This is a genomic window from Exiguobacterium sp. AT1b (assembly GCF_000023045.1).
Lineage (GTDB): Bacteria > Bacillota > Bacilli > Exiguobacteriales > Exiguobacteriaceae > Exiguobacterium.
The window spans coordinates 583,802-598,284 of the sequence record NC_012673.1; the positions used below are offsets into that span (position 1 = coordinate 583,802).

Below are 14,483 nucleotides of genomic sequence, written 5' to 3' on the forward strand. Positions count from 1 at the left end.
AATGACGGAAAAAACGGAGACCATCACGTGGCCTCCGTTCCTACTGTTCACTGTTCGATTATTCTTCTTCGAAATGCTGAACCTGGTCAGCGAGTGCCGCTGCCTGTCCTTCTAACTCTTGCATCAATGTAAAGATTTGATCGAAGCTTGCCTGCTGTTCTTTCATCGAGGCTGCCACTTCTTCGTTTCCTGCGGCCAACTCTTCCGTCACCCCAGATACTTCTTCAACCCGACGCAAGACGTTGTTTACCTCGTTACTCGATGTGCGCATCTCTTGTTCGATCGTGCGTACGAACGAAGCGACGTGGTCTGTCCGTTCATGGATTCGGTTGAATGCTTCTTTCGTCAATCCGAACGCTTCTAATTGCGCCTCTTGCTCGCGTTTTGACTCATTCACCGTTTCCGTCAAACGGACGACTTCTTGCTGGATCGTCTCGACGACGTGGAAAATAGAGCGAGTCGCCTTGTTGCTCTCTTCCGCCAACTTCTTCACTTCACTTGCTACGACAGCAAATCCTCGTCCCGCTTCTCCCGCACGGGCTGCCTCGATTGCCGCATTGAGGGCAAGTAAATTCGTTTGAGCCGCGACGTCTTCGACAAGCTTCGCCATCGCCTCAATCTCAGCCGTTTGTCGTGCAAAGTGGTCCATTCGCGAAACAAGCACTTCATTCCGTTCGCTTGAGCGATCTAAAATGTGCTCCTGGTCCGTTAATGTTTCAATCCCAGCCGCTACTTCACGTGTCATTTCTGACGTTTCTTCCGTCGTTTGTTTCGTCTGGTTCAAGCTCGTCTCAAATGAAGTCGCCATCGTATGCACTGAGCTGAGCGTTTCTTGCAACTCATTTGCAATCGACTGTGCTCCGTGTGCCATCTCATCAACTGCGTTCGTGATGTTAGATGTCGTACTCACGACCGCTTCATTTTCGGCCGCGGCCGTTTCGGTCATCCCGTTCACTTTCATTGATGTGACTCGGATTGACCCGATCACCGTCTGAAGAGACGCCGTCATGTCACGCATGGCACGTTCAAGACGTCCGATTTCATCATTGCGCGTCGACTCAGGCAACGTGACGAGACGTCCGGCTGCAATCGCTTCGGCCACCTTGACATTTTTTTCGAGTGGTCGAGTGATCGAACGGGCAAAGAAGAAGTTGTAGATTCCGAGCGCTAGGATGACGAGAATCGTCAAGAGGACCGAGATCAACAAGAGACGTTCCGTCTCATTTGCCGCCTCCACTTGAAGCGCTTCATAGAATGAACCGTTCTTTGCAATCAACGTATTGATATCATTTAACAAACCTTCCAGTTTTGCTGCCTGAATCCGAGCCCCGATACCACCTTCAAGTGCCGACTCGACATCTTCGTTCACCTGTTCGTACTTCATCGTGGCACGGTCTAAATGATTTGAAAATGCCGGAATCAAATAAGACTGTTTTAAATCATCGAACGTTTCCGCGTTCGTCACACGGATGCGCTCTAATTGAGTCAATGTAGATTGGTTCGACTGTTCACCAAGTGACGTCCAGAGGGATTGTTCTTGTAGGAGTGACGTTTCAAGTTGAGACAATTCAATCATTTGACTTCCATACTGCTCGTTATACGTTTGCAAGCGATTCAACGTCGACAAGACGTAACTCATCATCAGTACGATCAAGACGACGGTGAAGACGGTTGAGAAGATAAAACGTTTACGTAAACTCATTTAAGTGTCCCCTCCTTCAACTGACGTTCTACCGATTCATACTCTGATGTTTCTTTCTCATCCCATTGAATGCGACGAAGCGGAGCCAAGCCGACGCCGCCCTCTTCAATTCCAAGGATGACGTGTTCATTAAATGGTTTTTCAGTCACACGACCCGCGATTTCTACAATCGCCAAATCGACTTGTTTCAACATCGACGTCACAACCGCATCTGGTGCAATCATCGATTGATCACTATCGACCCCGATTGCCTTGACGCCGTATTTTTCAGCCGTCTCAAGTACACCGACCCCTGTCAGTCCTGCTGCAGCATAAAGAACATCTGCGCCCGCTTTAATTTGTTTCTCAGCGAGTTCACGACCGAGCTCCGGCGAAGCAAAATCATTCGAGAAGTCAACGAGCATCTCGACGTCCTCGTTCACTGCCTTAGCGCCACGTTCAAATCCTGCTTCAAATTTCTGAATGAGTTCAATATCCATTCCTCCGATAAACCCAATGGTATCGGACTCTGTTTCAAGACCAGCCACCGCGCCAGCAAGCGTACTGCCCTCGCCTTCTTCAAACGTAATATTCAAGACGTTCGGAAGTTCAGACACACCATCGATCAAAGCGAATTGCTGTTCCGGATGTTCAGCCGCAACGGCCTCTAAGTCTTCTTGACACGCAAAACCGAGACCGACGATCACATCATGTCCCTCTTCTACCAATTCTTCAAAGCCAACCCTGTACGTCTCCGTTTCGGATAGTTCACGATAATCAACGAACCAATCACCCGTCTCACGTAGCTCACCCATCCCGCGCATGGCTGCGTCACTGAACGATTGGTCCCCGAGACCAACGTCAGATAGGACGACCCCCATCGTCTGTCGTTCTTCTACAGTGGTATTCGGATCGTCGATAACCGACTGACAACCGGACAACCAAAGGGTACAAGCTGTGATTGTACTGAGCATTATGCTTTTCTTCATGTATTCAATACTCCCTCTCTCTAATGGTCTGACAACCCTTATATCGACCGAGAAGGCATTGTTCTCCATGATTTTTTTTAAAAGTTATGGTAATAAAATGTCGGGGACATCTGAGAGTGTTAGATGTTTCAAAAGGGATTTTTTTCTAATCATTGAATATACATGATGAATGACTATGATGTCAGATCCGAAAGGAAGATTAACGGAATGATTGAAAAGATAATTCGACATAGTTGGAACGTCATATCAGGATTATTTGTTCTCTTATTATCACTTTGGTTGAGCGGTCCTGGTATAGCAGAAACAGATACCCCACAACATCGTTGGTATTTCATGCTTTGGTTTGTATTATGGACGGTCGGATTTATTTTACAGTTCAGACCGCGAACGAAATGGTTCGGTCTATTCATCACGCTCGTGCCGACGTTATATTATTTTATTTCCGTCCTAAAAGCAGCAGAAGTGATTTCATACTAGTCAATCATGTGCAAAAACAGAGCCATAGACGGTGTCTATGGCTCGTGTCGGTTATTCCTTTGAAGCAGCAACCGTTGTATCCGCTAATTCACGCTCCGGTGTTGGGGCTTTCGCAACGTTCCCTTTCCCGGCAAAGTTCTCGAGTAAGTCTTTCATATCGATACCCGAAGAAGCTTTTAATGTTTGTTGAAGCGATGCCATGAGGTCGGTTGCGTAACCTGTCACTTTACCAGCGCCACCGTTTTGTCCGCTCCCCGTGTCCACGACCGTGATCTGATCGATGTTACCGAGTGGCGATGCAATTTCTTTCGCATAATCAGGAAGCATTTTGACGACCATATCGAGAATCGCCGCTTGTCCGTATTGCGCGAAGGCTTCGGCAATCTTCTCTTTCGCTTCGGCTTCTGCAAGACCGGTCAAACGGATAATTTCCGCTTCCGCCTCACCTTTCGCACGTTCAGAATCCGCTTCTGCAAGACCTGCCAAACGTACGCGTTCCGCATCGGCTTTCGCCTGTGCTTCAATACGATACTTCTCTGCATCCGCAATTGCGATTTGACGTGCTTTATCCGCGGCGGCAGACTGTTCAATCGAGTATCGATCCGCATCGGCTTTTTTCTTCACTTCTGAATCGTATTGTTTCTCACGACGCATAATCTCTTTCTCTTCGAGCTCAATTTGCTTTTGACGCTCGATGATTTGAACTTGCATCTGTTGCTCGGTGACTTCTTGTTTCGCACGCGCTTCCTCAAGCTCATACGCTTGGTCGGCCCGGGCTTTGGCAACATCTTGCTCACGGCGATAAGCCGCGATTCGGAGTTGGTTCTCTTTCTCAGCTTCCGCGATTTCAGAGGCACGCTCAAGTTCGGCCTTCTTCGCATCTTTCATCGCTTCCGCCTGTTTGATGCGCGTCTCTTTATCCGCTTCCGCAGTCGCGATATCAGCATCACGCTTCACTTGGGCGATACGCGGCTTCCCTAACGATTCTAGGTATCCATTCTTATCTCGAACGTCTTTGATGGTGAATGACACGATGACTAATCCCATCTTCGCCAAGTCTTGTGATGCGACTCGTTGAACTTCTTGCGAGAACTTGTCACGGTTCTTATAAATCTCTTCAACGGTCATGGAACCTAAAATCGAGCGCAAATGACCTTCTAACACTTCTTTCGCTTCGTTTTCTCGTTCAATCTTCGGTTTTCCGAGGAACTGCTCAGCCGCTGTCGCGATTTCACTGATTGATCCACCAATTTTAATGATGGCTGTTCCGTCCGCCATGACCGGGACACCCTGCTCTGTATAGACTTCAGGCGTTGTGACCTCTAATTTGCTTGAGAGCAGGCTGAGAGGTTCCGCTTGTTGGAATACCGGGAAGACGAACGTCCCGCCACCGCGAATGATTTTAACGCGGTTACCGGATGTATCGCTATGTACATTTTTCTTGCCTAAATAACTACCTGTCACAATCAGTGCCTCATCTGGTCCGACTGTGCGATATTTTAATACGAATACAAACACAAGTGCGAGGATGATGACCCCGACGATGATGCTGACTAAGATAGCCGTATTCATGTGTTATATCTCCTCTCGAATTGTAGGTTCGTCATATGGCATGACGATTGCGATATTGCCTTTTACTTCAATGATGACTACCCGATAATCTGTCGAAATCGATGTACCGTCTAAGCTTTGAGCCGTCTTTAAAAGCGAGCCCGTTACTGTCTCAATCAAAACTTCGCCATACCCGCCTTCAGGAATGGGCACGGTCAATCGTCCGACACGTCCAACTAATGCCTCATCCGTCAAACCAATGGATTCTTCCGCATTTGAGAGCGGTAAGAGAACAAACAAATAGAGAAGCGTCGTCAGAGCAAGAGACCCGACCAATGCGACAGCGAGCCCAATCATCGGGGAAACGTGAGCCAATGCGTTTAAGATAAGCCCAATTCCTGCCCCTAGTGCTAAGAAAGATAAGATGACTGCAGGGTTAAACCAACCCTCGAACATTTCGAACGCATCGGAGAACATCATGTAAATAAAGGTTCCAAGACCAGCGATGATCAACACCCACCAATACAGTTGATCGATTGCCTCCATTACCACCCCTCCTGTCGACGTTTTTGTTCCATCATCAGTACACGTCGAAGTTGTTCGACTTCTAATGCAAGCCGATCTTCAATCTCATCCCACTCCGACAGTGATGAAGTGGATAAGTCGTTCACTTCTCGAACTCGCCCGATGGAACGTTCAATCCGTCGCCGATTGTATAGGTCGACAAGTTCTTGTCGTTCGAGCCGCATCCTGTTTAAAAAATATTCCACTTCTTTTTGAACTTGAACGACTTGATCCGTCACGCCCTCAGAAGAATCTTGCATCAGTAGCCGACGCACTCTCACTTGATGAGCTACTAATTTAGCAATTCTCGCCTCGAGTTCGAGAATGTGCTTATATAATTCCTCTACCTCATCTTGTTGCGTGTCATCGCGCCACCACACGTCCACCTCACCTCACTTTTCTCTACTCACCTCCCTATACGATAAAACCTCATCTTCGGTTTCAAAAATTCATAAAAAAATGTAAAATGAATTTGCCAGACAGAAAGGAAGTGCTCATGTTGGGCAACCAAGTCATCAAGCTATCAACCGCATCACAAGAAAAACTAAAAAAGATGTACCATGAGTATGCAGTCGCGCCACCACCATATGCGACATTCAGCGCCAAGACACCAGGATTTGTCGTAACGATTTATCAATCAGGGAAAGTGATGTTCCAAGGAAAAGATGCCGAGACCGAGGCAGTGAAATGGGGAACACCCGCCGAGAAGAAACAAGCATCCACACCGAACACCGTCCTACCTGAAGGATTTTCAAGTTGGTCTGTCGTTGGAAGCGACGAGGTCGGAAAAGGGGACTATTTTGGACCACTCGTCGTCGTAGCGGCTTTTGTCTCACGCGATCAAATCGCACTCGTCAAAGAACTCGGCGTGAAAGATTCAAAACAGTTATCCGACCCTGAAATCATCCGGATTGCGAAGGATTTACACGCTACGATTCCTTATCAAAAAGCGACACTGCATAATCCAACATACAACAACATGCAACGTACGATGACACAAGGTAAAATGACTGCCATCGCCCATAATGCTGCGCTTCGAGCGTTGCTTGAGAAACTCGGACAAAAACCCGATGCCATTCTCATCGATCAGTTCGCAGAGAAGTCGGTCTATTATCAACATTTGCGGGCAGAACGCGATATCGTGCGCGACGATGTCTACTTTTCCACAAAAGCCGAAGGACTTCATGTCGCCGTCGCAGCTGCATCCATTTTAGCTCGCGCTTTCTTCTTAAAAGAAATGGACAAACTAAGTAAACAAGCAGGATTGACCCTTCCAAAAGGTGCAGGGGCCAAAGTCGACCAAGTCGCCGCTCAAATTATCCGACGTCATGGTCAGGATTATTTACAAAAGATTGCTAAAGTCCATTTTGCGAATACAAAGAAAGCCCTCAACTTGAATGAACGTCGTTTGTAGAGCTTCGACATCAAGTATGATATACTCATTTTATGGTTAAATGAACTTAAAATTTTTGGAGGATAGCGTTCATGTTGCATTATAAAACCTACACGATTAGTGATGACCATCCTTGGGTCATCTTCATACACGGGGCCGGAGGAAGTTTATCACATTGGTATCGTCAACTTCGTCCCTTCCGTAAAAAATATAATGTCCTGCTCGTCGATTTACGCGGTCATGGCGGTTCATACGATGCTGAACAGTCGCTCAAACAACCGTTGAACGCTTATACATTTGATGTCGTCGCCAAGGACGTCATTGAAGTCATGGATCACTTAGGTATCGAAAAAGGACACATGGTCGGTCTATCTTTAGGAACGATTGTGATTCAGGCGATGTTTGAGCACTATCCCGATCGAATCGCATCGGTCGTTCTCGGCGGAGCCATCGTCAAATTCAATGTCCGCTCCACGATGCTCATCCGACTTGGTAGTCTTGTGCAAAACTTTGTCCCATACATGTGGTTATATAAATTATTCGCATGGATTTTACTCCCGAAGAAGCGTCACAAAAAGTCTCGGATGATGTTCGTCCGCGATGCGGCGAACTTATGTCAACGCGAGTTTATCCGTTGGTTCAAAATGACGGAAAATATTAATCCTTTACTGAATCAGTTCACTTCGATTCAGACGAACGTCCCGATTTTATATATTATGGGTGATGAGGATTATATGTTCCTTGAAGCTGTCGAACGGACAGCGAAACATCAGCCGACAGCCAATGTTGAAATCGTTGCAGACTCTGGTCATGTGGTCAATGTAGACCAACCCGATCAATTCAATGCGTTATCGATGAATTTTATCGATGATCAGATTCAAGCACGTTCACTACAAATGAGCTAATTCAGGATGCCACAGGGCTTCCTGAATTTTTTTATGTTTATTTTCAGAAAATATTGATTATTACAAAAATAGATGGTATTCTTTAGCAAATCCAACGAAGAGGAGATGCTCGAGATGTCCAATCCCGTACATATGAACAGCCTGCTGATTATTATTCGACTGAGGGACTGAAATCGTTTTGTTTTCAAAAACGACTTTTCAGGCCCTTGTTCCCGTGGTAATCGGACAGGCGCCTGTAGATTGAAACCGCGCCTATCCTTGATGGATAGGTTTTTTTTATTGACACAAAGACATAGAGGAGATGATGGAAGTGAAGCAGTATATGATGGATCGAATGGTAAAAATTTCAGCAGGGATGGCAAACGCCGTTCTCGTCACGCTCGGTGTCGGTTTATTGATTGAGACGATTGGTAATTTGACCGGAATCGCGATGCTCGTACAGATTGGACAAGTCGCCAAATCACTATTGGCACCCGCTTTAGGCGCTGGCGTCGCGTTTCAACTTGGAAGCAACACGCTCATCCTATTTAGCGCCATGATTGCCGCAACCATTGGCGGTGCAGCTTTAAAAGCAACAGAAAGCGGACTCGTCCTCGTTCCAGGTCAACCGATTAGCGCACTGATCGCAGCGGCGGCTGCTGTCTGGCTTGGAAAACGTGTCCTCGGAAAAACAAAGTTTGATATGATGGTCGTTCCGGTCACAGCCGTATTAGGTGGTGGAATCGTTGGGGTTGCTGCAGCTGCGGTCACGACTCCTCTTATCAACTCAATCAGTCAAGGGATCACTGCATCTGTAGAAACGTCGCCGATTGCCACATCTCTTGTCATCGCACTTGTTTTCAGTGTCATGCTCATGTCGCCTGCATCATCTGCCGCACTCGCCATCGCGCTTCAACTTGACCCTGTCGCCAGCGCCGCTGCCTTGATTGGTTGCTCTGCTCAATTTGTTGGATTTACCTTAATGGCATATCGTCAAACCGACCCAGGTGGATTGGTCGCCTCATTCTTCGTCACACCGAAAGTGCAGTTTCCGAATATCATCAAAAATCCGCGAATCGTCGTCCCACCGTTTATCGCCGCGATGATTTCCGCACCGATTGCTACTTTGATGTTCTCACTCCAAGTCCCATATGAAATTGCGGGTCTCGGGCTCAACTCCTTGATTGCCCCGCTTCAGATTTTAGCGGTCCAAGGGTTGGATGCCTTTCTCATCTTCACGATGACCGGCGTCGTACTCCCTGCCCTCATTACGTGGGCCCTCTATCGTGTGACGAGTCTTGTCGGATGGACCAAGTTCGGTGATCTCGCACTCGAGATTCAATAATAAAAGGAGCGTTGTCACAGGTGGACAACGCTCCATATTTTTTACGCTCGAAGTTCAGCGCCGTGTGTCGCACGGACCGCCTCGACAATTGTTTCATATGCTGCCGTTACTTCTTCATCTTGTAACGTTCGTGACGGGTCTTGGAACTTGAGTGAGAAGGCAATCGATTTCTCATCCGCTCCAACATTCTCCCCTGTATAGACGTCAAACAAGACGAGGTCAATCAAGAGTGGACCAGCCGCTTGGCGGATCGTTTGTTCCACTGTCCCAGCCGGAATCTCACGTGATAAGACGAGTGCCAAATCTCGTGAAATCGATGGATAACGTGGTACGTCTTGATAAAGAAGTGTCTCGTCTCCACGAAGTGCCAAGAGGTCGAGTTCGAATACATACACTTCCTTCATACCGTAGACGTCTTTCGATGTTCCTGGATGCACTTGTCCGACATATCCGATGACCTCTCCGTCCATCAAGATGTTTGCCGTACGACCAGGATGCATATCAGGCATCGATACGGCCTCATACGTGACATCTAGTCGAAGCGTTTGGACTAACGTGTCGACAATCCCTTTTGCGACGAAATAGTCGACCGGGATCCGTGTCCCTTGCGAACGATGATCCATCCATAGACCTGTGACGACACCAGCCACCCGTTCTTTCTCACGTGGTAACGTTTCTCCGTGCTCCGTATAGACGCGTCCTGTTTCGTAAAGTGCGACGTTCGATTGTTGACGCGCCGTGTTGTAACGTGCCGCCTCTAACAACCCAGGGACGAGCGACGTACGAAGGACAGAACGTTCTTCACTCATCGGCATCGCCAATCGAACGAGCTGATCGGTTTCTCCACCGAAACGTGTCGCATGTGCCTCACTCGTTAACGAGTAGGTAATGGCTTGTGATAAGCCGACTCCTTGCAACAAGCGACGTGTCTGCCTGCGCAATACGTTGATTGCTGGCAAATAGCCTTTCATTTGAGAGGCAGGTAACGTCGACGGGAGACTATCATATCCGTATAGACGTGCCACTTCTTCTGTGATATCAGCCGGAAGCTCTAAGTCCGGACGGCGCGATGGAATGTGTACGGTCAGCACATCATCCCCTTCTGTCGCAAGACCGAGACGCTCCAGGATGTGAACGATTGTCTGACGATCGAGTGTCATCCCTAAGCGCTTGTTGATATAGTCAATCGACACTTGGATTTCTCGGGCACGTGATTCGGCTTCACCTGAACGCACCGCATCATGAATGGCTCCTCCACCGAGATCGACAATCAGTTGCGCGGCGCGATCGAGCGCGAGCATGACACGTTCTGGGTCAACGCCTTTTTCGAAACGAGCGCTTGAATCTGAACGGAGACCGAGCGTACGGCTCGTCTTCCGTACGGATGCCGGATCAAAGTACGCTGACTCTAAAATGATATCTGTCGTTGAAAGATCTACCTCTGTATTGGCACCACCCATGACGCCTGCGATGGCGACTGGAGCTTGTCCGTCTGTGATGACCATCATCGATGAATCGAGCGTGCGCGTCACGTCGTCGAGTGTGACCATTTCTTCTCCATTTTCGGCTTGACGGACCACAATCGAGTTGCCGAGTTTCTTCGCATCGAATGCGTGAAGCGGTTGTCCGATTTCAAGCATGACGTAGTTCGTCACGTCGACAATGTTGTTGATTGGACGGACACCTTCTGCGATCAAGATATTCTTTAGCCATTGTGGCGATTCTGCAATCGTTACCCCTTTGACTTCACGAGCTGCGTAATATGAACAGTTCGGTGTCGCAAGTTCGATAGACACCTCCGATGGTGATGATGACGTGACATCTGCCGTCGGCAACGTGTATGGACGCTCTAAGATGGCCGCAACCTCATGAATGATTCCATAGAGGCTCAAGCAATCTGAACGGTTCGGAGTCAAGCCGAGTTCGATGACTTCATCGTTCAAGTCGAGTAAATCGAGCACATCTGCACCAACTTGTACGGATTCACGGAATGTGTGGATTCCATCTTGCTCGTCTTCCCGAATTTGTTTTTTCTCAAAGCCGAGCTCTTCGAGTGAACAAATCATCCCTTGTGATTCGACACCACGAAGTTTTGCTTTTTTGATTTTAAGTCCTGGTAAGCGTGCGCCAACTTTGGCCACAATCACATGTTGCCCTTCGCGCACGTTCGGTGCGCCACAGACGATTTGAACAGGGTCACATTCTCCGATGTCCACTTTCGTCACGTTTAACTTATCCGCTTCCGGATGTTTCTCACATGAAAGGACCCGACCGACGACGATCCCAGAAAGTCCTTCCCCACGATTTGTCACACTTTCGACTTCGATTCCGTTCTTCGTAATCAAGTCACCGAGCGCTTCGCCGCTTAAATCGGATACATCAATATATTGATTCAACCATTTTTTTGAAAGTAACATCTGTCTTCCTCCTTAGAATTGCTCGATGAAACGTAAGTCATTTGTGTAGAAATGGCGGATGTCGTCGACGCCGTGTTTGAGCATCGCCATACGCTCCACTCCGATTCCGAATGCGAACCCTGACACTTTTGATGAGTCATAGCCAGCCATCTCCAAGACATGCGGATGGACCATTCCGCCTCCGAGAATTTCAATCCAACCGGTTCCTTTACAGACGTTACATCCTTTCCCGCCACACTTGAAGCAAGAGATGTCGACTTCGACCGATGGTTCCGTGAACGGGAAGAAGCTTGGACGGAGACGAATTTCGCGCGTTTCTCCGAACAACTGCTTCACGAACACTTCGAGTGTCCCTTTCAAGTCAGCCATCGAGATGGATTCATCGACAACCAACCCTTCGATTTGCATGAATTGATGCGAATGCGTCGCATCGTCTTCATCACGACGATACACTTTACCTGGGCAGATGATGCGAATCGGTTTTCCGTTCGCCTCCAACATCGTGCGAGCCTGTACAGGAGACGTATGAGTACGAAGTAACGTCTCTTCCGTGATATAGAACGAGTCCTGCATGTCTCGTGCAGGGTGGTCTTTCGGCAAGTTGAGCATTTCGAAGTTGTAGAGATCGGTTTCGACTTCAGGACCTTCAGCAATCGTATATCCGAGTCCAACGAACAAGTCTTCCATCTCGTCGATGATTTGTTGTAAGAGATGACTGTGGCCAGGAGTCGATGTCCGCCCCGGTAGAGTCACATCGAGCGTTTCCGCTTTTAACTTTTCCTCTAATTCAATCGCCTTCACCTCTTCGATTCGAGCATCGAGTGTGCTTTGAATCGCGGTACGAACGGTATTCGCCAACTCACCGATAATCGGACGTTCCTCGGCAGATAATTTACCCATGCCACGGAGCACTTCAGTCATTGGTCCTTTTTTCCCTAAATATTTGATGCGGACGTCATTCAATGATTTTTGTGTGGATGCCTGTTTGATTTCTTCTAACGCTTCCACTTGTAACTGTTCTAATTGTTCTTTCATGTGTTCGCTTCCTCCTCTACATAAAAAAGTCCCTTCAGTCGTTGACTGAAGGGACGAATCATCGCGGTACCACCCTACTTGGCCAATTCATGGCCCACTTGAGAGCATCGTTATCGTGATGCCAAACCGGTGTTGTCTCCAACACGACTCCAGAGTGAATTCAGCGACGAATCCGGCAAAGGCTCTCAGTCACGGCCCTTGCTCCCTGAACGGAATCGGTCATTCGCTTACTATGTTCTTTCAACGTCATATCTTATTCATCGATGTGTTTAACCTATCACGTTTTTCACGTGCTGACAAGATTATTGTAAAGCGATGCGATACATTAAAATACCGGCAGCGACCGCCGCGTTGAGCGATTCCACGTCGCCGAGCACCGGAATATGCACACGTGTGTCACAGAGTGCCAATACATCAGCATGAACCCCTTGTGCCTCATTCCCGATGACGAGGGCCACTTTTTCTTCGAATGCAACTTGCTCATACGATGTTGCCTTTGAGAGAGCTGTGCCGTAGACGTGGAATCCATCCTCTTTCAGCTCAGGTAACTTTTCAAGCAAGTCGACCGAGGTCACGTTCACGTGAAACAGTGAACCTTGTGTGGCACGTACGACTTTGGCGTTGAACGGATCGACCGTCCCTTTCCCGAGTAGCACCGTATCGAATCCGGCAGCATCTGCTGTCCGAATCATCGTACCGAGATTACCCGGGTCCTGTACTCGGTCTAGTACGAGTACTTTCTTCATTTTTCGTTCCACCGGTGTCATCTTGACAACGGCAAACACGCCTTGGGTCTTTTCCGTTTCGGAAAGAAGGTCCGCAACGTGGTCGGATAACTCGAGGACTGGCATATCTTCAAGACGCCACGTTCCTTTTGGTGAATACGACTCAGCCATGATGAGTTGGACGAGTCGACCGGCACGAATGGCCTCGTCCACCAAATGCTCTCCTTCTACTAGGAATTGACCCGTTTCTTGACGACCTTTTTTCGTCATCAATCGTTTTAATCGTTTAATCGTCTCGCTCTTCGTAGACGTAATCTTCGTCATATTATCCCTCTTTCAACCATTGGACCGTTTCGTGGTCTAAACGTTTCGTCAATGCGACAACGAGTTGTACCGCTGCCTCGTAATCATCCTTATGGATGATGGACACGTTCGTGTGTAAATAGCGGACCGGCACTGTCAATGCGATGGCCGGCATCCCGATCCCAGAAAGATGGAATCGCCCAGCATCTGTGCCACCGCCTGGCGTTAAGTCCAATTGATATTTGATGTCTTGCTCTTTGGCCACGTCAACGATGAGGTCGACAAGGCGTGGGTTTGTGACGGTAGTCGCATCAAAGAAGATGACTTGAACCCCGTCCCCGAGTTTTGACAACCCTTCTGCTTGGGTCATCCCCGGCGTATCACTCGGAATGCCTGTATCGACAGCAATCGCGACATCCGGGCGAATCAAGTTGGCAGCGGTCACCGCTCCACGTAACCCGACCTCTTCCTGTACCGTCGCTCCTGTATACACGACGCCAGGGAACGATTCTTCCTTCAGACGTTTTGCTGCTTCGATGGCAATCGCACATCCGATGCGGTTGTCCCATGCCTTCGCCATCAAGAAGTTCTCATTTTTCATGACTGTGAATTCACAATGTGGCACGACCGTATCGCCTGGACGAATTCCCCACTCAGCCACTTCGTCTTTCGACGTCGCACCGATATCTAAGAACATATCTTTGATTTCGACGGGCTTCTTCCGTGCCTCAAGCGGTAGGACGTGAGGTGGTTTCGCACCAATGACACCCGGAATCTTTTCACCAGACCGTGTGACTACATCCATTCGTTGTGCCAACAGCACCTGGTTCCACCAGCCACCGAGCGCCTGGAAACGAAGGAAACCGCCTTCTTCCACACGCGTCACCATGAAGCCGACTTCATCCATGTGACCCGCAATCATGACACGCGGACCTTCAGCATCTCCGGTCACTTGACCAAATAGACTTCCGAGTCCATCCTGTTCAAACGACTCGACATGCGGCTCGAGGTATTCACGCATCAATTGACGGACTTCTCCCTCATTGCCCGGGACGCCTGTTGCATCCGTCAAACGTTTTAACATATGTAACGATTCATTCATACCAATCCGCTCCTTTT

Annotated in this window: 13 protein-coding genes; 4 read left to right on the forward strand and 9 right to left on the reverse strand. The window is 48.4% G+C overall.

Annotation, left to right across the window (positions count from 1 at the left end):
* Positions 1 to 58: 58 nt before the first annotated feature.
* Together EAT1B_RS03150 and EAT1B_RS03155 are read right to left on the reverse strand one after the other, a co-directional pair.
* Positions 59 to 1,702: a methyl-accepting chemotaxis protein gene (locus EAT1B_RS03150; protein WP_012726681.1), complete on the reverse strand. Its 1,644-nt coding sequence runs from the start codon at positions 1,700 to 1,702 to the stop codon at positions 59 to 61.
* Positions 1,699 to 2,670, reverse strand: coding sequence for a BMP family protein (locus EAT1B_RS03155; protein WP_012726682.1), 972 nt, complete (start codon positions 2,668 to 2,670; stop codon positions 1,699 to 1,701). Before EAT1B_RS03155 ends, EAT1B_RS03150 begins: the two co-directional genes overlap by 4 nt.
* Positions 2,671 to 2,877: 207 nt before the next feature.
* Between EAT1B_RS03155 and EAT1B_RS03160 the strand changes: the two genes are divergently transcribed.
* Positions 2,878 to 3,147, forward strand: a complete 270-nt coding sequence (locus tag EAT1B_RS03160; protein WP_012726683.1) for a hypothetical protein — start codon at positions 2,878 to 2,880, stop codon at positions 3,145 to 3,147.
* A gap of 51 nt (positions 3,148 to 3,198) precedes the next feature.
* Here the strand turns inward: EAT1B_RS03160 and EAT1B_RS03165 are convergent, their stop codons facing one another.
* The 3 genes from EAT1B_RS03165 to EAT1B_RS03175 are packed head-to-tail and all read right to left on the reverse strand — an operon-like array spanning position 3,199 to position 5,642.
* Positions 3,199 to 4,719: a flotillin family protein gene (locus tag EAT1B_RS03165; RefSeq protein ID WP_012726684.1), complete on the reverse strand. Its 1,521-nt coding sequence runs from the start codon at positions 4,717 to 4,719 to the stop codon at positions 3,199 to 3,201.
* Positions 4,720 to 4,722: 3 nt separating this feature from the next.
* On the reverse strand, positions 4,723 to 5,244 hold the full coding sequence (locus tag EAT1B_RS03170) for an NfeD family protein (protein WP_012726685.1): 522 nt from the start codon (positions 5,242 to 5,244) through the stop codon (positions 4,723 to 4,725).
* Positions 5,244 to 5,642 carry a hypothetical protein gene (locus tag EAT1B_RS03175; protein ID WP_012726686.1) on the reverse strand — a complete coding sequence of 133 codons (399 nt, stop codon included), beginning with the start codon at positions 5,640 to 5,642 and terminating at the stop codon, positions 5,244 to 5,246. The genes EAT1B_RS03170 and EAT1B_RS03175 overlap by 1 nt, the downstream gene beginning before the upstream one ends.
* 119 nt (positions 5,643 to 5,761) lie before the next feature.
* Here EAT1B_RS03175 and rnhC point away from each other — a divergent pair, with 119 nt between their 5' ends.
* The 3 genes from rnhC (at position 5,762) to EAT1B_RS03190 (ending at position 8,884) form a co-directional block, all read left to right on the forward strand.
* Positions 5,762 to 6,676: a ribonuclease HIII gene (gene rnhC, locus EAT1B_RS03180; protein ID WP_041918058.1), complete on the forward strand. Its 915-nt coding sequence runs from the start codon at positions 5,762 to 5,764 to the stop codon at positions 6,674 to 6,676.
* A 71-nt stretch (positions 6,677 to 6,747) separates the two neighbouring features.
* Complete coding sequence (locus EAT1B_RS03185; protein ID WP_012726688.1) at positions 6,748 to 7,560, forward strand: alpha/beta fold hydrolase; 813 nt, start codon at positions 6,748 to 6,750, stop codon at positions 7,558 to 7,560.
* 301 nt (positions 7,561 to 7,861) lie between these two features.
* A complete protein-coding gene (locus tag EAT1B_RS03190) occupies positions 7,862 to 8,884 on the forward strand; it encodes a PTS transporter subunit IIC (RefSeq protein WP_041917916.1) in 1,023 nt (340 codons plus the stop codon).
* Positions 8,885 to 8,925: 41 nt separating this feature from the next.
* Here the strand turns inward: EAT1B_RS03190 and pheT are convergent, their stop codons facing one another.
* From pheT to EAT1B_RS03210, 4 genes are all read right to left on the reverse strand, one after another.
* A complete protein-coding gene (pheT, locus tag EAT1B_RS03195) occupies positions 8,926 to 11,301 on the reverse strand; it encodes a phenylalanine--tRNA ligase subunit beta (protein ID WP_012726690.1) in 2,376 nt (791 codons plus the stop codon).
* A gap of 12 nt (positions 11,302 to 11,313) precedes the next feature.
* On the reverse strand, positions 11,314 to 12,336 hold the full coding sequence (gene pheS / locus EAT1B_RS03200) for a phenylalanine--tRNA ligase subunit alpha (protein WP_012726691.1): 1,023 nt from the start codon (positions 12,334 to 12,336) through the stop codon (positions 11,314 to 11,316).
* Positions 12,337 to 12,638: 302 nt separating this feature from the next.
* The gene (locus EAT1B_RS03205) at positions 12,639 to 13,385 is read right to left on the reverse strand and encodes an RNA methyltransferase (protein ID WP_012726692.1); all 747 of its coding nucleotides are present in this window, start codon (positions 13,383 to 13,385) and stop codon (positions 12,639 to 12,641) included.
* Position 13,386: 1 nt separating this feature from the next.
* Positions 13,387 to 14,466 carry a M42 family metallopeptidase gene (locus tag EAT1B_RS03210; RefSeq protein ID WP_012726693.1) on the reverse strand — a complete coding sequence of 360 codons (1,080 nt, stop codon included), beginning with the start codon at positions 14,464 to 14,466 and terminating at the stop codon, positions 13,387 to 13,389.
* Positions 14,467 to 14,483: the final 17 nt, after the last annotated feature.